This window comes from Pseudomonas sp. S60 (assembly GCF_016647865.1).
Classification (GTDB): domain Bacteria; phylum Pseudomonadota; class Gammaproteobacteria; order Pseudomonadales; family Pseudomonadaceae; genus Aquipseudomonas; species Aquipseudomonas parafulva.
The window spans coordinates 1-20,561 of sequence record NZ_JACVVH010000037.1 but is presented as its reverse complement, the minus strand read 5'-3'; the positions used below and the strand labels follow the sequence as shown (position 1 = coordinate 20,561).

16 protein-coding genes are annotated in these 20,561 nt (G+C 64.5%); 11 read left to right on the top strand and 5 right to left on the bottom strand.

Annotated elements, in window-relative coordinates:
• Positions 1-252: 252 nt before the first annotated feature.
• The 9 genes from putP (at position 253) to IAE33_RS18090 (ending at position 10,644) form a co-directional block, all read left to right on the top strand.
• Complete coding sequence (putP, locus tag IAE33_RS18130) at positions 253-1,731, top strand: sodium/proline symporter PutP (protein WP_201164524.1); 1,479 nt, start codon at positions 253-255, stop codon at positions 1,729-1,731.
• Between the two features lie 102 nt (positions 1,732-1,833).
• Positions 1,834-2,670 carry a 23S rRNA (adenine(2030)-N(6))-methyltransferase RlmJ gene (locus tag IAE33_RS18125; protein WP_201164523.1) on the top strand — a complete coding sequence of 279 codons (837 nt, stop codon included), beginning with the start codon at positions 1,834-1,836 and terminating at the stop codon, positions 2,668-2,670.
• 120 nt (positions 2,671-2,790) lie between these two features.
• Entirely contained in the window at positions 2,791-4,548 is a 1,758-nt protein-coding gene (locus IAE33_RS18120) for a carbamoyltransferase family protein (RefSeq protein ID WP_028631880.1), read from the top strand.
• Positions 4,532-5,659, top strand: a complete 1,128-nt coding sequence (locus IAE33_RS18115; protein ID WP_201164522.1) for a glycosyltransferase — start codon at positions 4,532-4,534, stop codon at positions 5,657-5,659. The genes IAE33_RS18120 and IAE33_RS18115 overlap by 17 nt, the downstream gene beginning before the upstream one ends.
• On the top strand, positions 5,659-6,555 hold the full coding sequence (locus IAE33_RS18110) for an antimicrobial resistance protein Mig-14 (RefSeq protein ID WP_201164521.1): 897 nt from the start codon (positions 5,659-5,661) through the stop codon (positions 6,553-6,555). Before IAE33_RS18115 ends, IAE33_RS18110 begins: the two co-directional genes overlap by 1 nt.
• Positions 6,552-7,982, top strand: coding sequence for a PIG-L deacetylase family protein (locus tag IAE33_RS18105; RefSeq protein WP_201164520.1), 1,431 nt, complete (start codon positions 6,552-6,554; stop codon positions 7,980-7,982). Before IAE33_RS18110 ends, IAE33_RS18105 begins: the two co-directional genes overlap by 4 nt.
• Positions 7,979-9,124 carry a glycosyltransferase gene (locus IAE33_RS18100; protein ID WP_201164519.1) on the top strand — a complete coding sequence of 382 codons (1,146 nt, stop codon included), beginning with the start codon at positions 7,979-7,981 and terminating at the stop codon, positions 9,122-9,124. The genes IAE33_RS18105 and IAE33_RS18100 overlap by 4 nt, the downstream gene beginning before the upstream one ends.
• Positions 9,121-10,005, top strand: a complete 885-nt coding sequence (locus IAE33_RS18095; protein ID WP_201164518.1) for a glycosyltransferase — start codon at positions 9,121-9,123, stop codon at positions 10,003-10,005. The genes IAE33_RS18100 and IAE33_RS18095 overlap by 4 nt, the downstream gene beginning before the upstream one ends.
• 6 nt (positions 10,006-10,011) lie before the next feature.
• Positions 10,012-10,644, top strand: a complete 633-nt coding sequence (locus tag IAE33_RS18090; RefSeq protein WP_060480709.1) for a CatB-related O-acetyltransferase — start codon at positions 10,012-10,014, stop codon at positions 10,642-10,644.
• On the opposite strand, the gene IAE33_RS18085 is transcribed toward IAE33_RS18090, so the two are convergent.
• Together IAE33_RS18085 and IAE33_RS18080 are read right to left on the bottom strand one after the other, a co-directional pair.
• Entirely contained in the window at positions 10,627-11,835 is a 1,209-nt protein-coding gene (locus IAE33_RS18085; RefSeq protein WP_201164517.1) for an acyltransferase family protein, read from the bottom strand. The two genes, IAE33_RS18090 and IAE33_RS18085, sit on opposite strands and share 18 nt — an antisense overlap.
• Position 11,836: 1 nt before the next feature.
• Positions 11,837-13,693, bottom strand: coding sequence for a bifunctional O-antigen ligase/aminoglycoside phosphotransferase family protein (locus tag IAE33_RS18080; RefSeq protein ID WP_201164516.1), 1,857 nt, complete (start codon positions 13,691-13,693; stop codon positions 11,837-11,839).
• 146 nt (positions 13,694-13,839) lie between these two features.
• Between IAE33_RS18080 and msbA the strand changes: the two genes are divergently transcribed.
• Together msbA and hldE are read left to right on the top strand one after the other, a co-directional pair.
• Positions 13,840-15,645, top strand: a complete 1,806-nt coding sequence (gene msbA / locus IAE33_RS18075; RefSeq protein WP_028631872.1) for a lipid A export permease/ATP-binding protein MsbA — start codon at positions 13,840-13,842, stop codon at positions 15,643-15,645.
• 129 nt (positions 15,646-15,774) lie between these two features.
• Entirely contained in the window at positions 15,775-17,196 is a 1,422-nt protein-coding gene (gene hldE, locus IAE33_RS18070) for a bifunctional D-glycero-beta-D-manno-heptose-7-phosphate kinase/D-glycero-beta-D-manno-heptose 1-phosphate adenylyltransferase HldE (protein ID WP_028631871.1), read from the top strand.
• A 28-nt stretch (positions 17,197-17,224) separates the two neighbouring features.
• Here the strand turns inward: hldE and IAE33_RS18065 are convergent, their stop codons facing one another.
• From IAE33_RS18065 to IAE33_RS18055, 3 genes are read right to left on the bottom strand one after another with little or no spacing between them, the layout of a single operon-like run.
• A complete protein-coding gene (locus IAE33_RS18065) occupies positions 17,225-18,202 on the bottom strand; it encodes a metal ABC transporter ATPase (protein ID WP_201164515.1) in 978 nt (325 codons plus the stop codon).
• 50 nt (positions 18,203-18,252) lie between these two features.
• Positions 18,253-19,065, bottom strand: coding sequence for an aldo/keto reductase (locus IAE33_RS18060; protein WP_028631869.1), 813 nt, complete (start codon positions 19,063-19,065; stop codon positions 18,253-18,255).
• Positions 19,062-20,237, bottom strand: a complete 1,176-nt coding sequence (locus tag IAE33_RS18055; protein ID WP_060480705.1) for an NAD(P)/FAD-dependent oxidoreductase — start codon at positions 20,235-20,237, stop codon at positions 19,062-19,064. Before IAE33_RS18055 ends, IAE33_RS18060 begins: the two co-directional genes overlap by 4 nt.
• Positions 20,238-20,561: the final 324 nt, after the last annotated feature.

Sequence of the window (20,561 nt, the reverse complement as noted above, 5' to 3'; positions counted from 1 at the left end):
GGTGCAACTCGTCTGACGGTCGTTTCCGAAGTTTCTGAAAGCGACATGAATGGTCCTTTCGTTCTAAAAATGCGCTTCCCATGCACTAAACAGGAGCAAAAAACAGGCTTTATCTGAAAATGCGTGGGCAGGTGCAACTTGCAAATGAAAAATGGTTGCACCCCATTTGCGTTGTTGCATAGCATTCCCCGCCTGGGTGCAACCGCCTCGACCGGTTGCACATGAAATAACAACAAACACCAGGGCACACGCATGGGTAACCCAATCACGATCACGTTTGTGATCTACATCGCCGCAATGGTGCTGATCGGCTTTGCGGCCTACCGCGCCACTAAAAATCTTTCTGACTACATCCTGGGCGGTCGCAGCCTGGGCAGCGTGGTCACCGCGCTGTCTGCGGGGGCCTCCGACATGAGCGGCTGGCTGCTGATGGGCCTGCCGGGCGCCATCTACTTCGCGGGCCTCTCCGAAGCCTGGATCGCCATCGGCCTCACCGTGGGTGCCTACCTGAACTGGCTGTTCGTGGCTGGCCGCTTGCGCGTGCAAACCGAACACAACGGCGATGCACTGACCCTGCCGGACTATTTCACCAGCCGCTTCGAAGACAAGAGCGGCCTGCTGCGCATCATCTCGGCCGTAGTCATCCTGGTGTTCTTCACCATCTATTGCGCCTCCGGCATCGTGGCCGGCGCCCGCCTGTTCGAGAGCACCTTCGGGATGTCCTACGAAACGGCGCTGTGGGCCGGTGCAGCAGCCACCATTGCCTACACCTTCGTCGGTGGTTTTCTGGCGGTGAGCTGGACCGATACGGTGCAGGCAACGCTGATGATCTTCGCGCTCATCCTCACCCCGGTGATCGTGCTGATCTCAACCGGTGGTTTCGACCAGACCTTCGCGGCGATCGAGGCGGTCAACCCGGCCAACTTCGACATGCTCAAGGGGGCCAGCTTCATCGGTATCATTTCGCTGATGGGCTGGGGGCTGGGCTACTTCGGCCAGCCGCACATCCTGGCGCGCTTCATGGCGGCCGATTCGGTGAAATCGATCGCCAACGCCCGCCGCATCTCCATGACCTGGATGATCCTGTGCCTGGTCGGCACCTGCGCCGTCGGTTTCTTCGGCATCGCCTACTTCTCCGCCAACCCGGAGCTTGCCGGGCCGGTTAACGAAAACCACGAGCGGGTGTTCATCGAACTGGCCAAGATCCTGTTCAACCCCTGGATTGCCGGTGTGCTGCTGTCGGCCATCCTGGCGGCGGTCATGAGTACCCTGAGCTGCCAGCTGCTGGTGTGCTCCAGCGCCCTGACCGAGGACTTCTACAAGGCTTTCCTGCGCAAGAGTGCTTCGCAGGTGGAGCTGGTGTGGGTTGGCCGGTTGATGGTGCTGGCCGTGGCGTTGGTGGCCATCGCCCTGGCTGCCAACCCGGAAAACCGCGTACTGGGCCTGGTGGCCTACGCCTGGGCAGGCTTCGGTGCAGCGTTCGGCCCGGTGGTGCTGATGTCGGTGCTGTGGAAGGGCATGACCCGCAACGGTGCGCTGGCCGGCATCGTGGTTGGCGCTTTGACTGTCATCCTGTGGAAGCAGATTGACCCGTGGGGTCTGTACGAAATCATCCCAGGCTTCCTGCTGGGTACCCTCGCCATCGTGCTGTTCAGCAAGCTGGGCCGTCCGAGCCAGGCGATGGTGCAGCGCTTCGAAACGGCTGATGCTGCCTATCACGCCGAGAAGTAAGGCTGGCGCAGCGGTGCCGGCCTTGCCGTCGGCACCCACCAGCAGCCAGGCCTGACGCGGCCGGCAAGGCAAGGTAAACTTGCCGCCCGCGCAGGAGTTGCCATGAACTATCGTCACGCCTTCCACGCCGGCAACCATGCCGACGTCCTCAAGCACATCGTGCTGACCCGCCTCATCGCCCTGATGTCGCGCAAGGAACAGCCGTTCGCCTACATCGACACCCACGCCGGCCTGGGGTTGTATGACCTTCAGGGCGACCAGGCGAGCCGTACCGGTGAGTACCTCGACGGTGTCGCGCGCCTGTGGGGCCGTGACGACCTGCCGGTGATGGCTGCCGATTACCTCCGCATCATCAAGCGCCTGAACGCTGATGGCGAGTTGCGCTATTACCCCGGTTCCCCCGAACTGGCCCGCCGCCTGATGCGCCAGCAGGACCGTGCCCTGCTCAACGAGAAGCACCCTGAAGACGGGCCGCTGCTCAAGGAAAACATGAAGAAGGACCCGCGCGTGGTCGTGCACCTGGGCGAGGGCTGGCACGTGCCCCGGGCCCTGCTGCCGGTGCAGGAAAAGCGCGCGATCATGCTGATCGACCCGCCGTTCGAACAGGCCGATGAGCTCAAGCGCTGCACCAGCTCCATGAAAGAGGCAATTGGCCGCATGCGCCAGACGGTCGCGGCCATCTGGTACCCGATCAAGGACCAGCGCTCCCTTACCCGTTTCTACCAGGACCTGACCAGCACTGGCGCGCCCAAGCTGCTGCGGGTGGAGCTGTATGTGCACCACCAGGACAGCCCGCAGGGGCTCAATGGCTCCGGCCTTGCCATTGCCAACCCGCCTTGGGGGCTGGAGGAAGAGCTCAGGGAGCTGCTGCCCTGGTTGGCCCGCGAGCTGGCGCAGACGGCGGGTAGCTACCGCATGGACTGGTTGATCGCCGAGTAACGTGCCTGGCCTGCCGGCGATAGGGCCAGTTGGAATTCTTTGCGTTATAATCTCGCCTTTTAGCCGCCACCCGCCCCCGAGGCCGCTGGCGCATTTCTACAGAATGAAGAGGCTCATCCCTTGGCATTGACGATTCTTGGCCTGTCGGGCGCCCTTAGCCATGACCCTTCCGCGGCGCTGTACATCGACGGCAAGCTGATTGCCGCCGCCGAAGAAGAGCGCTTCGTGCGTGACAAGCATGCGAAGAACCGCATGCCCTACGAGTCGGCGAAGTTCTGCCTGGAGCAGGCCGGCATCAAGCCGTCGGACGTCGACGTGGTCGCCATCCCGTTCGCCCCCATCAGCCTGTTCGGCAAAGCCCGCTGGCATTACGCCAAGCGTTACTGGTACGCCCCGGACCGCGCCCTCGACGCCATCCTGATGGGCAACCGCCGCTACAAGCGCTACCGCAAGAAGATCGTCTGGTGCCTGGAGCAGCTGGGCTTCGACCCGAAAAAAATCAAGATCGAACCGGTCGAACACCACCTGGCCCATGCGTCCAGCGCCTACCACTGCTCGGGTTTCAAGGAAAAAACCGCGATCCTGGGCATCGATGGCAAGGGCGAATACGCCACGACCTTCTTCGGCTACGGCGAAAACGGCAAGATCCACAAGATCAAAGAGTTCTTCGACCCCGATTCCCTGGGTGGCCTGTACGGTGCGATCACCGAGTTCCTGGGCTTCGAGATGCTCGACGGCGAGTTCAAGGTCATGGGCATGGCGCCGTACGGCGACGCCAGCAAATACGACTTCTCGCGCCTGGCGAGTTTCGAGAACGGCGAGTTGGTGATCAACACCGAGTACGCCAACGTTATCGGCTTGCGCCGCCATAAAGAGAAGGGCAAGGGCTTCTATTTCTCGCCCAAGCTCATCGAATGGCTGGGGCCCAAGCGCGAAGGCGATATCGCCGACGAGCCGTACATCCACTATGCCGCCAGCATGCAGGCCTTGTTTGAAAAGATCGCCCTGCAGATGATCGACCACTACCTGGGCGACACCCTGCGCGAAACCGGCAAGCTGGCATTTGCCGGTGGCTGCGCGCTGAACGTCAAGCTCAACCAGAAGATCATCGCCCGCTCCGACGTCAAGGAGCTGTTCGTGCAGCCGGCCTCCGGTGATGCTGGTACCGCCGTGGGTGCTGCGGCCTACGTGTCCCACGCCCGCGGTGTGCCGGTAGAGAAGATGGAGCACGTCTACCTCGGCCCTTCGTATTCCAACGAAGACGTGATCGCCGCCTGCGCCCGTCACCCGAATGCGCCCAAGTGGCGCAAGCTGGACGACATGCCGCAGCGCATCGCCAAGATCATGGTCGAAGGCAACCCGGTGGCCTGGTTCCAGGGGCGCATGGAGTTCGGCCCGCGTGCCCTCGGTGGCCGTTCGATCATCGGTTGCCCGAGCGTGCCGGGTGTGGCCAACCGCATCAACGAGCAAATCAAGTTCCGCGAGCGCTGGAGACCCTTCTGCCCGTCGATGCTCGACACCGTCGCGCCGCAGATGATCAAGGTCGATCACCCGGCGCCGTTCATGACCTTCACCTTCGAAGTGGCCGAAGAATGGAAAACCCGTGTACCCGAAGTGGTTCACGAGGACGGTACGTCGCGTGCCCAGGTACTCAAGCGCGAGTACAACCCGCGCTACTACGACATGATGAAGGCTCTGGAAGACCTGACCGGCAACGGTGTATCGCTGAACACCTCGCTGAACCGCCGCGGTGAGCCGATGATCTGCTCGCCAACCGACGCCCTGAACATGTTCTTCGGTTCCGACCTGCAGTACCTGATCATGGAAGACATCCTGGTTGTGAAGGACGGCGCCGCCGCGTATGACCAGCCGCTCTGAACCGCGCATCCTGCAGTTCTGCCATGGCTATGACGGGCCGTTCCTGGACTGCGCCCGTCAGTACGCCAGCCTGTTCCAGGGCAGCGGCTACAAGGTCACTACCGTGTTCCTCACCGGTGCACCCGACCCACAGGTTGCGGCGGGCTGCGCCTCGGATGAAGTGCTGTTTCTGGGGTTCAGCTCCAAGGCCGTGCGTGGCCTGAAACTCGGCGCCATCCGCGCGCTGCGGCGCATTGCCGCCGAGCGCCAGTTCGCCTTCTGCATCGCCCACCGCTTCAAGCCCATCTATGTGGCCTTGCTGGCGACCGGTTTGCCGGTGATCGGCGTTCACCATGCTTTTGGTGATTATCAGCGCAAGGGGCGGCAGCTGTTCGCCAACCTGTTTGCCAAGCGCCTGAGCCTGCTGGGTGTGTCCGATGCGGTGCGTGACGACATGCGCCGCTGCCTGCCGAAGTGGCCGGCCGAGCGCATCCAGACCTTGTACAACCGCATCGATATCCAGGCCTTGCAGGCCGCCCTGGTGCCGCGCGCCGAGGCTCGTCAGGCCCTGGGCCTGGGCCCGCAGGCCTGGGTGGTGGGGAACGTCGGCCGCCTGCACCCCGACAAGGACCAGGCCACCTTGCTGCGCGGCTTTGCCCAGGCACTGCCCGGGCTGCCGGCAGGTTCCCGCCTGGCGATCCTGGGCAAGGGGCGGCTGGAACCTGTGCTCAAGGCCTTGACCAGCGAGCTGGGTATTGCCGGGCAGGTCGATTTTCTGGGCCAGGTGCCCGATGCGCGCCGGTATTTCCAGGCGTTCGATGTGTTCGCCCTCAGCTCCGACCATGAACCGTTCGGCATGGTCCTGCTCGAAGCCATGGTCGCCGGCGTGCCGGTGCTGGCAACCGCCTGTGGCGGTGCCCGCGAAGTGGTCGAAGGTGTAGGCATGCTGTTCCCGTTGGGTGACGCGGCGCAACTGGCCGAGGGCCTCAGGCACATGGCGCTGCTGGATGGCCAGCAACGCACGGCTTGCGCCGAACACATGTTGCAGCGCCTGGCGGAGCGCTTTTCTGACCAGGCGGTGCGCAAGGCCTTCTGGCAATTGCCCCAAGTGCGCGCGTTGGTGGAGGCCTGATGCTCAATCATGTAAAGGCCCTGCGCGAGCGCGGCTGGCAAGCCATCGACGGCGGAGCCTACGCCCAGGCCTGGGCGCGTTTTGGTGGCAGCGTCGCGACCCACCCACAGGTGGTGCAACAGCTGGCCGACCTGGCCGGTATCCCGGTGCGCTACCTGGGCTGGCACCAGGCCGGCGAGTTGAAGGCGGCCATCCCCACGTGGGGGCGGCACGTGGCGCTGTCCAAGGACGTGCTCAAGCGAGCCGGCAAAAAAGCCCTGTTCGACCTGGGCAATGCTGAAATCATCCTGCCCGCGGCGCCTGATGCCGGTGCCCCTTTGCGCCATGCCGTGCGTTACCTGTCCGAGCTCAACCAGGGCCGTTTCAGCGGCCTCAAGGTGCAGAAGGAGCAGTTGGCCATGGCCCGGGCGCCAGAAGACTTGTCCAAGAAGTTCCGCTACAACCAGCGCCGCGAACTGCGGCTGCTGGAAGAAGCGGGCGGTGTGGTACGGCCCATCAGCGATTTCAGCGCCCAGCAAATCGCCGACATGTACTGCGACCTGTTCCTGCGTCGCTGGGGCTTCGCGGCCACCGGCGCCCAGCAGATGGGTGAGGTGCTGGGGCGCTTGCACAACCTGTTGATCGGTTCGGTGCTGCTGCTGGGAGACAAACCCATTGCCATCCAGCTGGTGTACCGCGTCGAGGCGCCAGAGTGGATCAGCGTCGAGTACATCAACGGCGGGGTCGACCCCGAAACCAAGGCCTTCAGCCCCGGCAGCGTGTTGAGCTTTCTCAATACCCAGGCCGCCTGGGAACACGCCCGCGCCCTCGGCAAGCCGCTGCGTTTCTCGTTCGGCCGGGCCGACCGCGAGTACAAGGACCGTTGGTGCAACCCTGTGCCGGTGTATCAGGCGTGAGCCGCAAGCAGCAGTTGCTCAAGCGCCACCGGCGCAACAAGCGCCTGGGTCTGTTGATGGCCCTGGTGGTGCTGGTTGCGCTGGGGGGGGTTATCTGGTGGCTGCCGCTGGTGCTGTTGCCGCTGCTGTGGGTCGCCCACGAGGCGTGGCTGGCCGACCACCTGTTCTATGGGGCAGGCGAGGACTATACCTACCGTTTTTCAGCGGCCGATGAAATCCCCGGCGTGAGCCTGCAGGGCGGTCGCCTGATGGCTGAGGGGTTGCAGCCGCGCCACGACGGCACGTTGCTGTTGCAGGTAACGCTGCGCTGTGGCGTGCTCGGGCGCCTGTTCGACCCAGGCGTGCGCATTCAGGGCCCGCAAGGCGAAGACCTGCAGGTGTTCGAGCGGGGTGTGCGCGGTATGCGCTTCGTGAACCTCACTGGCCTTGGCCAGGCGCTGGCGGACGGCCAGGTGACCCTGCGCGGCCGCCATTGCCGGTTGGTTGGCCAGCCCCGGCTGTGGGCGTTTGCCCAGGAGGACCTGCGGCGCAAGCGCGTCATGGTCATCGCGCCCCACGCCGATGACGCCGAGCTTGCCGCCTATGGCCTGTACAGCCAGGCCGACGAAGCCTGGGTGGTCACCCTCACGGCCGGCGAAATCGAAGCGGAGCACTACCAGGCCATGGGCCTCTCGGCTGTGGAGGCTGCGCGCCTCAAAGGCAGGCTGCGGGCCTGGGACAGCATCACCGTGCCGCGCTGGGCCGGGGTGCCAGAACGCAATTGTGTGCAACTGGGCTATTTCTGCCTGCAACTGCCTGCCATGCGCGATGCCCCGGCTTCACCCTTTGGCTCCCGTGAAGCCGACATGGCTGACACACGGCCGTTCCGCACGCTGAACCAACTGGCCCTGCCCGGTGACGATGGGGCGCCCACCTGGCACAACCTGCTGGCCGACTTGCGCGCTGTGCTGCGCGAGGCACGCCCGCAGGTCATCGTGATGCCCCACCCGGTCCTGGACCCGCACCCCGACCATGTGGCTGCCCAACAGGCGCTGCACGAGGCGTTGCAAGGGCTGGACTGGCAGCCTGAAACCCTGCTGGGTTACGCCAACCACTTGCACGACAACGACCGCTGGCCCATGGGCGACAGTGGCGCGGGCGTGGCCCTGCCACCCATGACCGGCGACCAGCCTGTAGGGCGGCCCTGCACACTGATGCTGGACGCACGTCTGCAGCGCGACAAGGCCATGGCGCTGGGTATGATGCATGACTTGCAGCCTCGGCCACCGTTCAAGCGGCGGCTGCGCCGTTTCATTCAGCGCTGGCTGGCCGGGCGGCGCCTGTCGCCGTATGGCGAAAATGAATTTTTCCGCAAGGCCGTGCGCCGTCACGAGCTGTTCTGGGTCTTGAAGGGCCGCCACCAGGGTGTTGATCGGGAAACCGTATGAAGCGCTACAAAGTCCTGCAACTGCAACCGGACTACAACATCAAGCAACACGACTTTGCCGACCTGGCCGAACAGATCTTCAAGGCGCTGCCGGCTGACCGGTTCGAAACCACCATGGCGTTCCTCAAGGGCCGGCCGCAAGCGGGCCAGCCGGTGAGCCGTGCTGACCATTCTGTGTATTTCGATTTCGCCGACAGCGCCCTCAAAGGCATGCGCCTCAAGGCCCTGTGGCAGGTGTACCGGTTTTGCCGGCGCGAGCGCTTCGACGTGGTGATCTGCAACCGCTTCAAGCCGGTAAACATGCTGTTGCAGCTCAACCGTTGGCTGAAGATCCCCCTGTGCATCGGTATTTCCCACGGCTTTGGCGAATACGACCGGTTTTATCGTCGGCGCCAGACACAGCGGCTGATCGACCAGCACTGGCAGTTCGTGGGGGTATCGCCTGCCGTTAAGCAGTACCTGCTCGATTGCCGCTGCGGCTTCACCGACAGCAACACCCACGCCATCACCAACGCCATCGACACAGAGCAGGCCACGGCCTTGCAACTGACGCGCGCCGAGGCCCGTACGCAACTGGGCCTGGCCCAGGATGTGCGGCTGGTGGGGGCACTGGGCCGGCTGGTGCCTGTGAAGGGGCACACCTACCTGCTCCAGGCGTTCGCTGCGTTGAAGGGCAAGTACCCCAACGCACAGTTGGCCATCATTGGTGCCGGTCGCGAACAGGCGCGTCTACAGGCGGAAATCGAACGCCTTGGGCTGGCAGGCCGTGCGCACCTGCTGGGCTTCAGGGACAACGCCTTGCGTTATGTGCGGGCGTTTGACATCTGGGCCATGCCGTCGCTGGCAGAAGGCCTGGGCCTGGCGTTGCTCGAGGGCATGAGCGGGCGCTTGCCGGTCATCGCCAGCGATGTACCTGCCATGCTGCCGCTGATTACCGGCGCAGGCGGCGAAGTGATCAAACCGGCAGACGTGGCCAGCCTTACCGCCGCGCTGGACCGCTACCTGGCGCTGGATGACAACGCGCTGCAGGCCAAGGGCGAGCAGGCGTTCGACTACCTCAACCACAACCATGACATCACGGTGTTCCGCCAGCAGTACCTGGCGCTGATCGAGTCTGGCCTGGCTGCCAAGGAGGCAAAATGAGCGCCGAGCAAACCCTGGTGACGGTGATCATCGCATCGTACAACCACGGCCCCTACATCGAGCAAAGCATCCTCAGCGTGCTTAACCAGACCTACCCGCATATCGAATTGCTGGTGATCGATGACGGCTCGTCGGATGACAGTGTCGAGCGCATACAGCGCCTCCAGGCCCAGCATGGTTTCGACTTCCGCGTGCAGCGCAACCAAGGCCTCACGCAAACCCTGAATGACGCCATTGCCCGTGCCAGGGGTGAGCTTATTGCCCCGTTCGGCTCGGACGACATCATGATGCCGGACCGTATCGCCATCCAGGTGCAGTACATGGCCGACAAGCCCGAAGTGGGCATCTGCGCTGGCAACATCGAGCTGATCGACGCCCAGGGCGAACTGTTCCCTGAGGCCCGCCAGCGCCGTGACGTACCGTTCCGGCGCCTGGATTTCGAGGATATGTTCCTCGAGCGCAAACCGTACCCGCCCGCGCCCACGCTGCTGATCCGCCGTGAGGCGCTGCAGAAGGTTGGTGGGTTTGACCCGGATGTGCGCCTGGAAGACCTGATGATCGAGCTGAAGGTGACCCATGCCGGTTACTTCATCGATGGCTTGAGCGTGGTCATGGCGCGCTACCGCAAGCACGCCAGCAACACCTACAAGAATCACCGTTTCATGATCGACAACATCCTGCGCACCTACGCCAAGTTCAAGGACCACCCGGCCTACGAAGAGGTGAAGTTCAAGGCGTTGAACTCGATGTTCCTCAAGGTGGCCAACCGTGATCGCAAACTGGCCCGTGAGCTGTTGGCGCAGATCCCCCTGCGGGCCTACACACGCAAGACCTGGCGTGGCCTGGGGCGGTTGTTGTTCTCGCCGCTGGAAAAGGCCTGATCGGCCATGGGCTGGATTTCGCGTTACCTAGCCAAGCGGGCCAAGCGGGCCATTCGCAAGCTGCCGGCGATTGAGCGTGGCCAGGCGCGGTTTGCTGCGCGCTACCCACAGTACGCCTTTGGTGTGGGGAGCTACGGCGTGCCTGAGGTGCATGACTGGAATGAAGGTGCAACCCTGCGCATTGGCGCGTATTGCTCCATCGCCGAGGGCGTGCAGATTTTCCTGGGTGGCCATCACCGCGCGGACTGGGTAACCACCTATCCGTTCCCGGCCATGCTCAAGGAAGCAGCCGGGATCGAGAACTACGCCTTCAGCCGTGGTGATGTCTGCATCGGCAACGATGTGTGGCTGTGCTCCAACTGCACCCTCCTCTCAGGGGTGAGCATTGGCAGTGGCGCGGTGGTAGCCGCGGGTGCGCTGGTGACCCGTGATGTGCCACCTTACGCGGTGGTGGGCGGCAACCCGGCGCAAATAGTGCGTTGGCGCTTCCCGGAAGAGGTGCGCGCCCAGCTGCTGGCCAGCGCCTGGTGGGACTGGCCGCCGGCCGAAATTGCCCAGGTGGTGGGCAAGCTGTGCAGCGAGGATATCCAGGGGTTTCTGGACTACGCCCGGCAGCGCGGGTCAGGCGCGGTTCGCTGAGCCTGGTTCCAGCTGTGCACCGGGTGCCTGGTGTCGGCGGGCAAGGCGCTTGCCCAGGGCTATGCCGGGTTTCTCCAGCAGCAGGAAGGTCGCGCTGCTCAGGGCTACCAGCGCAATGCAGGCCACCACCACCAGCGCCATGAATGCCCCGGTGTCGTCATAGCTGAACCCGTACCGAGGGTACAGGTAGTAAGCCAGCCACCACAGCACCAGCCCATGCAGCAGGTACAGGCTGTAGCTGATTTCCCCCAGCCAGCGTGCGCTGCGCAGGCGCAGGGCGCCGAGCAGGTCGTTGCCGGACACCACGATGCAGAACACGATGCTGAGCAGCAGCAGCGGGAACACTGCAAAGGTCTTGTTCAACCCCAGCATGACCACGGCCAGCAAGCCCACGGCCACCCAGGTGCCCTGGCGGCGCTGCGCCCACTGCACCAGGGCCGGCCTGCGTACCCAGTACACGGCGGCAATACCGCCTGCGAAGCTGAGCAGGTACTTTTTCTTCAGGGCATGCTCCCAGCCGACCAACTGCGCCAGCCCGTACAGGGCAACCAGGCAGATCAAGGTTCTGAGCAGCGTGCCTCGGTAGACGAAGGCCATGCCCAGCAGCGGCAACGCCAGGTAGAAGTAGATTTCGTAGTTCAGGGTCCAGGTCACGTTCGAGATCAGGTTGCCGGTGCCCGCCAGCTGGTTGATGTCAGGGCGATGAAACGCCAGCCACCCGGCCAACTGGCCGACCAGGGCCAGCGGCGTGTCCAGCAACGCCCAGCCCTGCAGGTAGAACACGCTCAGCAGCACCACCGCCAGCAGGCCCAGGTACAGCGGGTACAGGCGCATCACCCGGGAGATGGCAAAGGCCCGCCAGTCAAATTGCCGGCCTTGCTGCAGCAGCCGGTTCCAGAACAGGAAACCGGTAATCATGAAGAACAGCGCCACCCCCACCTGGCCGACCTGGGCGAAGAACCGCTCGGGTGGCATGCCGATCTGGCCGGTGTATTGGTAATGCCAGGCAATCGCGGCGTGGTGGATGAACACGCCCAGGGCCAAGTAGCCGCGCAGGCCATCAAGGGTGGCCCAGCGGCCGGCGACTGGCGCCAGGTGGCGAGCGACCAGGTTGCTGCGCAACAGCAGGCGGGCGCTCAGCAGCGCCAAGGCAAAGACCAGGGCGCCCAGCAGGGGGGGCAGCAGCGCCATGTCAGCGCTGCGCCCCGTGGGACAACTGCACTTGTTGGCGCACGGCGCGGCTCATGCTGCGGTTGGCCGACAGGTCATAGCCCTCCAGCAGGGCCTGAACGTTTTCTTCGAACAACCACTGGCGGTCTTCGTCGTAGCGCTGCATGTGCCGCAGGTTGCGCTGGCGCAGTTCGGCGGACAGGGGCGAGGGCAGCAGGCGCATGTCGGCCAGGTCGATCAGGCCGAACTCACCGTTGTCCAGCAGCAGTACGTTGCCCAGGTGCAGGGAGCGGAAGTACACCCCTTGCTGGTGCAGGCGGCCGATGAACTGGCCCAGGCGCCCGACCAAGGCCTGGCGCTCAGCCAGCGCCGGGCAGGCCTGCAGGGCCTGGCGCACGGTGCGGCCTGCCAGTGGCAGGTAACGCACGCCCTGTGAGCCGTCGGCATAGTTCAGCAGCTCGACCACCTGCGGGGTGGCAATGCCTTCCAGGGCCAGTTGCTGGCTGTTTCTGACGAAGCGCCGGGCATAGGGGTAGAAGCTGCCGGCCGTGTACCAGGGGCGGGCACGGAACAGCTTGAGGAAGCTGCCATCCTGCAGCAGCAGCACCTTTGGCCCAAGGCCATCTTCTTCGATGACCCTGGCGCCCTGGTGCAGCGCTTGCACCTGTGCAGGGGTCAAGGTGTGGCGAGTGGCTGCAACCAGGCGGCCGCCTCGGCGGGCGATGTTCAGCCCGGCGACAAGGGCCAGCGGGATCCACAGCAGGAACCAGTGCTCCTTTGGCCGCGAGAGGATGCCACCCCCTTCGGTCAGGCCTGCGCCGATGCCGAATACCAGCAGCGCCGTGGCCATCTGCAGGGCAGGGTGCCTGCGGTATTTCCAGCCGCTGTACAGGGCGTAGCCAAGCATGCCAAGCCAGGGCAACATGCCCAGGATGCCAACGTAATACAGGACGCCCATGGCGAAGCTGTGGGGTTCGCTGAAGGGGTAACCCACCCCCACATCAATGCTCAGCGGCGCGTCATAGCCATGGCCGATCAGCGGATGCTGCAGGAACAGCTCCCAGGTGATGTGCCAGATCTCGAAGCGGTACGAGTCGCCCCGCGCCGTAATCAGCTGCGGGTCAACCAGCAGCACCAGCACGATGAACACCGGCGCCGCCAGGAACAACGGAATGGAGCGGCGGTCCAGGCACAGCAGGGCAATCCAGTTGACGGCCAGGGTCATGGCCACCAGCGGTGTCCTGGAGCCGGTCGCGACCACGGCGGCGAACATCACCGCGAACGCCGCCGTGCACAGCGCCACGGTAAGTGCACGCTTGCTGTTCACCGCCATCCACAACCAGTACACACCGAAGAAACCGAACAGGTGAGAGCTGAGCAACGGGTTGTCCAGAGCCCCCGCGCCGATCAGCCGGCTACCTGGCTGGTAGGTCAGCACGAACGTGGACAGGTCGCGCAGGGTGGCCACCAGGGCCAGCAGGGCAGCCCCCAGAAACAGCGCCTTGAGGGCTTCGGGGCGGTAGCGCAGCATCAGGCCAGTACCCAGGAACAGCATCAGGGTGTGCAAGGGGCGCTTGATGAGGTTGTCAGCCTCGGTGGGCGAAGGCGACCAGGCCAGGCTCAGCACGGCATAGCCGGCAAACAGCAGGAACAGCCACAGCAGCGGCTCGCGCAGCAAAGGCTTGAGTGCACTTGGCCGCACGCACAACGCCAACAGCGTCGGGATGCTGAACAGGCCGTAGTACAGCTTGTGATGCAGGCTGCGATCGGGCAGGAAGAACAGCGCACCCAGCAGCGAGAGCATGCCGGCGGGCAGCAGCCACAGGCACACGAAATCGTAGAAGCGGTTGCCGACGTTCTGGAGGCTGCTTGGGGACATGAGCGAAACGGGCCTGGGTGTGAAGAACGGGCAATGTTAACCCAGCTTTGCACGCATTGCTGCTGGTACGCGCCTGGTCGTCGTTAACCGACGTGCAAGGCAACCTGTGCTAAAGTCAGCACCCCATTTTCAGCATGTTCCGTGATATGACAGACGCCAAAGGCTCCAGCAGTTCATCGAGCATGAAGATCTACCTCCGTCTACTTGGCTATGTCCGCCCCTACATCGGCGTGTTTCTGCTTAGTATCCTGGGCTTTCTGATCTTCGCTTCGACTCAGCCCATGCTGGGCTATATCCTCAAGTATTTCGTCGACGGCCTGTCCAACCCGGACGCCTCGCTGTTCCCCAACGTCCCTTACCTGCGCGACCTCAACCTGTTGCACACGGTACCTGGGCTGATCATTCTGATCGCCGCCTGGCAGGGGCTGGGTTCGTTTCTGGGCAACTACTTCCTGGCCAAGGTGTCCCTGGGCCTGGTACACGACCTGCGGGTGCAGCTGTTCAATAACCTGCTGACCCTGCCCAACCGCTACTTCGACCAGAACAACTCCGGGCACCTGATTTCCCGCATCACGTTCAACGTGACCATGGTCACCGGCGCTGCCACCGACGCCATCAAGGTGGTGATCCGCGAAGGCATGACCGTGATCTTCCTGTTTGCCTCGCTGCTGCTGATGAACTGGCGCCTGACCCTGGTGATGCTGGCCATCCTGCCGCTGATCGCCTTCATGGTAGGCCGCGCCAGCAAGAAATTCCGCAAGCAGAGCAAGAAGATCCAGGTGGCCATGGGCGACGTCACCCACGTGGCATCGGAAACCATCCAGGGTTACCGGGTAGTGCGCAGCTTCGGCGGCGAAACCTACGAGCAACGGCGCTTTCTCAAGGCCAGCCAGAGCAACACCGACAAGCAGCTGCGCATGACCCGCACCAGCGCCATCTATACGCCGCTGCTGCAGTTGGTGATCTACGTGGCCATGGCGGTGCTGATGTTCCTGGTGCTGTACCTTCGCGGCGACGCCTCGGCGGGTGACATGGTTGCCTACATCACCCTGGCCGGTCTGCTGCCCAAGCCGATTCGCCAGCTCTCGGAAGTCAGCTCGACCATCCAGAAGGGCGTCGCCGGTGCTGAAAGCATCTTCGAGCAACTGGACGAGCCGCGTGAGCTGGACAAAGGCACTGTCGAGCGCGATTCGGTCAAGGGTCGCCTTGAAGTGCGCAACCTCAGCTTCACGTACCCAGGTACCGAGCGCCAGGTGCTGCGCGACATCAACTTCACCGTCGAGCCCGGGCAGATGGTGGCGCTGGTGGGCCGGTCCGGCAGTGGTAAATCCACCCTGGCCGGCCTGATTCCGCGCTTCTATCACCACGACACCGGCGAGATTCTGCTCGATGGCGTGGAAATCGAAGACTTCAAGCTGCTGAACCTGCGCCGCCACATCGCCCAGGTCAACCAGCACGTCACGCTGTTCAGCGACACCATTGCCAACAACATTGCCTATGGTGACCTGGCCGGTGCCCCGCGTGCCGACATCGAGGCGGCCGCCGAGGCGGCGTTCGCCAAGGACTTCGTCGACCAGTTGCCCAAGGGCTTCGATACCCAGATCGGTGAAAACGGCGTGCTGTTGTCTGGCGGCCAGCGCCAGCGCCTGGCAATCGCCCGTGCGTTGTTGAAGAACGCACCCTTGCTGATCCTGGATGAAGCCACCTCGGCGCTGGATACCGAGTCGGAACGGCACATCCAGGCCGCCCTGGACCGCGTGATGGAAGGCCGCACCACCCTGGTGATCGCGCACCGTCTGTCGACCATCGAGAAGGCCGACCAGATTCTGGTCATGGACCAGGGTTGCCTGGTGGAGCGCGGCACCCACGCCGAGCTGCTGGCAGCCAATGGCTATTATGCCCGCCTGCATGCCATGGGCCTGGATGAACCGGCCAAGGCCGATATCACCTGAAACCCGCCACACCGGGGCCCTGGCGGCCCCGGTTGTATCCGGATATTCCCAGGGTGATCTGGCCGTAAAGCCACCGTTCACCCTGTGCTAATATCCCGTCCCTGTTCACTATTTTCATATGGGTTGCCCATGAAGTTGTCCATGCCGCGTTTCGATCAAGCCCCGGTACTGGTGGTCGGCGATGTCATGCTCGACCGCTACTGGCATGGCGGTACCTCGCGTATCTCGCCTGAAGCGCCAGTGCCGGTGGTCAAGGTCGATCAGATCGAGGATCGCCCGGGCGGCGCGGCCAACGTTGCGTTGAACATTGCGGCGCTGGGTGCGCCTGCGTCGCTGATCGGTGTCACCGGGCAGGACGAGGCCGCCGACAGCCTGGCCAATAGCCTGCACGCGGCGGGTGTGCGCTCGGTGTTCCAGCGCATCGCCCATCAGCCGACCATCGTCAAACTGCGGGTCATGAGCCGCCACCAGCAGTTGCTGCGTATCGATTTCGAGGAACCCTTCGCCACCGACCCCCTGTCACTGGGTGCGGAAGTGGACAAGCTGCTCGAAGGCGTCAAGGTGCTGGTACTGTCGGATTACGGCAAAGGCGCCTTGAAGAACCACCAGAGCCTGATCCAGGCAGCGCGCGCCAAAGGTATCCCGGTGCTGGCCGACCCCAAGGGCAAGGATTTTTCCGTGTACCGCGGTGCCAGCCTCATTACCCCCAACCTCAGCGAATTCGAAACCATCGTCGGCCGCTGCGCCGACGAGGCCGAGCTGGTAGCCAAGGGCCTGCAGCTACTGCATGACCTGGACATGGGCGCCTTGCTGGTAACCCGTGGCGAGCACGGCATGACCCTGCTGCGCATCGGCCAGCCGCCGCTGCACCTGCCAGCGCGGGCGCGGGAAGTGTTCGACGTCACCGGTGCCGGCGATACGGTGATCTCTACCCTGGCTGCCGCCATTGCGGCCGGCGAGGAGCTGCCCCATGCGGTGGCCCTGGCCAACCTGGCGGCAGGCATCGTGGTCGGCAAGCTGGGTACCGCCGCCATCAGTGCACCGGAGCTGCGCCGGGCCATTCAGCGCGAAGAGGGTTCCGAGCGCGGGGTGCTGGGGCTTGAGCAACTGCTGGTAGCCATCGATGATGCCCGTGCCCACAACGAGCGCATCGTCTTTACCAATGGCTGCTTCGACATTCTGCATGCCGGGCACGTGACCTATCTCGAACAGGCCCGTGCCCAGGGGGACAGGCTGATCGTTGCAGTCAATGACGATGCTTCGGTCAGCCGCCTGAAAGGGCCGGGCCGGCCGATCAACAGTGTCGACCGCCGCATGGCGGTACTGGCTGGCCTGGGGGCGGTGGACTGGGTGATCAGCTTCTCGGAAGGCACGCCGGAAAACCTGCTGAGCCAGGTGAAGCCCGATGTGCTGGTAAAGGGTGGCGACTATGGCATCGACCAGGTGGTAGGTGCCGATATCGTCAACGGCTACGGCGGCACCGTGAAAGTGCTGGGGCTGGTCGAGAACAGCTCGACCACTGCCATCGTCGAGAAAATCCGCAAGCACTGATGCTACGTCGGGGCCATCATGGCCCCGGTCATGGGCTCTGGTTGCGCAGAGACGTCCTGGCCCGCCGCAACAGGGCCCGCGCCTTGGCACCAAAGCGCTGCAGGTGGCTGGCCCGCACGGGCTTGGTTTCTACCAGGCCTTGCTGCTTCACCCAGTCCCGCCAGCGCACCCGCTCATCCTTCACCACCCAGCCTTCCTGCTGGGCAAAGCTCTCGGCCAGGTACAGGCCGCGTGTGCTCGCCGGCACCAGCTCGTCCTTCTTCAGGGTATACAGCTCGGCCAGGGGCTGGCCGTCCTTCAATGGCATCAGGTACAGGTCTGGCCGCTTGCGGTTCAGCCGCGCCACCAGTTGGTCGCCCTCCAGCCGCTCATCGACGTGGAACAGGCTGAGCTTCTTGGCGTCCCGCGGCACGTCCAGGCGCATGTCGTAGATCAGTTGCAGCGATGCCGTGGGCAGGTGCACATAGGCCCTGGGCCGCTCCAGCAACACCTGCTGGCCGCAGTGCACCGGGCGCGCCGCGCCGGACTGCGGGGCCAGCTGGAAGTGCGGGGTTTCGCGGTAATGCAGGGCGGCTGCGTAGGGCACGGGCAGCCAGGTTTCGTTGAAGCGCCCACCCAGCCACCCTTCGGTGGTTTCCAGCAGGCATTCTTCGGCCACTTCCTGCACCGCCGTGTGCAGGGGCAGGTTCAGCTCCTGCGCCGGTACATAACCTGAGATCAGTTTCAGTACCACGTCGCCGCGGTCTTGTCGGCGCTGGCGCACCAGCACCCAGTAATCGCGGTTTTGCCAGTGCAGGGTGAGCCGAACCGAGACGCCCAGGTTGGCCAGCTCGGCGACGAAACGCTGCGGGTCATCCACCTGGATGGGCTTGCGCCGTTGTTGGGTCTGGGCAAAGTTGAGGGGCACGCCGATGCTCTGGTACACCAGGCCCTCGGCGGTGGCTTCTACATGCAGTGGCAGCGTCTTGAAGTTGCTCGGGTTCTTACGGATCAGCGTTCGCGCCACGTGGCTTCTCCTTGCGTCGGCTCAGTTGCCCGGCCATGGCCAGGGGCAACTCACTGCTGGCCCAGGATGCGGGCGACGGTGGCCACGTTGTGGGCCAGGTGCAACGGGTTGATGGTGCCCACGATAGCACTGCTGACGCCCGGGTGGGCAAACAGCAATTCGAAGCTGGCCCGCACCGGGTCCACACCGGGTGCCAGGCACACGTGGCCGCTGGCCAGGGCCTTTTTTACCAGGATGGCCTTGCCGTGTTGCGCAGCGTAGTCCAGCACGGGGCGCTCTGCCTGCTCGTTCAGGTTGTAGGTGACCATGGCGCAGTCGCCGTGCTCCAGGGCCTTCAAGCCGCCAGCAACCGTCTTGCCGGAGAGGCCGAAGCCCAGGATCTTGCCCTCGCGCTTGAGCTCGGCCAGGGTCTGGTATACCGCTTGCTGCTCCAGGATGGCCAGGTCGTTGCCGTCGGAGTGCACCAGTACCAGGTCGATGCGGTCGGTTTCCAGCCGCTGCAGGCTACGTTCCACCGACCGGCGGGTGTGGGCGGCACTGAAGTCGAAGTGCGACAGGCCGCCCTCGAACTCTTCACCCACCTTGCTAACAATCACCCATTCATCACGTTGCCCGCGCAGCAACGGGCCGAGGCGTTCCTCGCTGCGGCCATAGGCGGGGGCGGTGTCGATCAGGTTGATCCCCAACTGGCGGGCCTGGGCCAGCAGGAGGCGGGCGTCTTCATCGCCGGGGATGGTGAAACCGGCGGGGTATTTCACGCCCTGGTCGCGGCCGAGCTTTACGGTGCCAAGGCCCAGGGGCGAAACCTGCAGCCCGGTGCTGCCCAAGGGGCGATGGAAATTGTGCAAGGTGGGCAGGCTCATGGCAGCAGTTGCTCCCAGGCTGGCGTGCCCAGAGGCGGGCGTGGCAGGCCGGACAGGTCAGGGTGGGCCTGGGGTTGAATGCCGTCGCGCTGCAGCTGGTTGATGACCCGGTCACTGAAGTCCGGCGCCAGGGCCAGCTTGGTCGGCCAGCCCACCAGCAGGCGCTGCTGCTCGGCCAGGAAGGCGTTGTCGGGGCGCACCAGGCCCGATTGCGCGGGTTCTGCGCGGTCGACGCGCAAGGTGGCCCAGCGTACCTGGCCCTGGTCGACCCAAGGCAGCAGGTTGGCCACTTCCTGCTGTGCGGCGGCGATCTGCGCGGCGCTGTCGCGGGCCACGCCATCGGCTTCGGCCAGGTCGCCACCCAGGTACCACACCCACTGGCCGTCGGCAGCCGGGTGGGTGGTGACGGTCATGCGCGGCTTGGGCCCGCCGCCCAGGCAGTGCGCATACAGGGGTTTGAGGTTAGCGCCCTTGGCCATCACCATGTGCAGGGGGCGCGTCTGCATGGCTGGCTGCTGCAGGCCCAGGGCGTGCAGCAGGTCTTCGGTGCCGGCCCCTGCGCTGAGGACGATGCGCTGGGCGATGATGCTGCGCCCATCCACCTGCAGGCCCACCAGTTCGTCGCTTTCACGCAGCGGGGTGATGCGTTCGCCTGCCAGCAGGCTGTCACCGGCCAGTTCTGCCAGGTTGGCCAGCAGGCTGGGCACGTCGATGACCAGTTCTGCCAGCCGATAGACCTTGCCCTTGAAGGCCCGGTCCTGCAGGGCCGGGGGCAGTTGATCGCCCTTGACCTGGTCGACGCGGCCGCGCACCGCCTTGCTGGCGAAGAAGCTGGTGAGGTTGCCGGCCAGCGTGCCGGGGGACCACAGGTAGTGGGCCTCGGACAGCAGCCGGGTGTTGGCCAGGTTGAGCTCACCGTTGCCGGCCAGCGCCTCGCGCCAGCGCCTGGGCATGTCGGCGATGGCTTCGGAAGCGCCGGTCAAGGCGCCATGCAGGGCGTACTTGGTACCGCCATGGATGATGCCCTGGGACTTGATGGTCTGCTCGCCACCAAGGCTGGCGCGCTCCACCAGCACTGTCGAGTAGCCCAGCCGACGCAGGCGGGCATTGAGCCACAGGCCTGCGACCCCGGCGCCGACGATCAGCACGTCAGTGGTAATGGCAGATGGCATGGTGGTACCTCGAAGACTGGGACAGCGGGCAAGTATACAGGGTCGGGCCTGGGTGGGCAGTTAGCCGGGAGTGTTCGCCTGGCAGTTGCGGCGCCTGGGAGATCGAGCGCCGCCCGCGCGGCGCATCGCGAACTGCGCTCGCTCCTACGCTTGTTTCGGGCCAGTCACGCCTGTGACAGGCGCGCGCGACCGCCTAGTTGGTAAGACACGGTATCGCGACATGCGCCAAGGCGTCCGCGCGCAATGGTGCAGGCCAAATTGGCCCGAAACAAACGTAGGAGCGAGCAAAGCTCGCGATGCGCCGCGGGGGGGGGGGGGGGGGGG

Excerpts from the sequence above, each read along its gene's own strand:
- putP (WP_201164524.1), top strand. The coding sequence starts at position 253 with ATGGGTAACCCAATCACGATCACGTTTGTGATCTACATCGCCGCAATG.
- IAE33_RS18125 (WP_201164523.1), top strand. The coding sequence starts at position 1,834 with ATGAACTATCGTCACGCCTTCCACGCCGGCAACCATGCCGACGTCCTC.
- IAE33_RS18115 (WP_201164522.1), top strand. The coding sequence starts at position 4,532 with ATGACCAGCCGCTCTGAACCGCGCATCCTGCAGTTCTGCCATGGCTAT.
- IAE33_RS18110 (WP_201164521.1), top strand. The coding sequence starts at position 5,659 with ATGCTCAATCATGTAAAGGCCCTGCGCGAGCGCGGCTGGCAAGCCATC.
- IAE33_RS18100 (WP_201164519.1), top strand. The coding sequence starts at position 7,979 with ATGAAGCGCTACAAAGTCCTGCAACTGCAACCGGACTACAACATCAAG.
- IAE33_RS18095 (WP_201164518.1), top strand. The coding sequence starts at position 9,121 with ATGAGCGCCGAGCAAACCCTGGTGACGGTGATCATCGCATCGTACAAC.
- IAE33_RS18090 (WP_060480709.1), top strand. The coding sequence starts at position 10,012 with ATGGGCTGGATTTCGCGTTACCTAGCCAAGCGGGCCAAGCGGGCCATT.
- IAE33_RS18085 (WP_201164517.1), bottom strand. The coding sequence starts at position 11,835 with ATGGCGCTGCTGCCCCCCCTGCTGGGCGCCCTGGTCTTTGCCTTGGCG.
- IAE33_RS18080 (WP_201164516.1), bottom strand. The coding sequence starts at position 13,693 with ATGTCCCCAAGCAGCCTCCAGAACGTCGGCAACCGCTTCTACGATTTC.
- msbA (WP_028631872.1), top strand. The coding sequence starts at position 13,840 with ATGACAGACGCCAAAGGCTCCAGCAGTTCATCGAGCATGAAGATCTAC.
- hldE (WP_028631871.1), top strand. The coding sequence starts at position 15,775 with ATGAAGTTGTCCATGCCGCGTTTCGATCAAGCCCCGGTACTGGTGGTC.
- IAE33_RS18060 (WP_028631869.1), bottom strand. The coding sequence starts at position 19,065 with ATGAGCCTGCCCACCTTGCACAATTTCCATCGCCCCTTGGGCAGCACC.
- IAE33_RS18055 (WP_060480705.1), bottom strand. The coding sequence starts at position 20,237 with ATGCCATCTGCCATTACCACTGACGTGCTGATCGTCGGCGCCGGGGTC.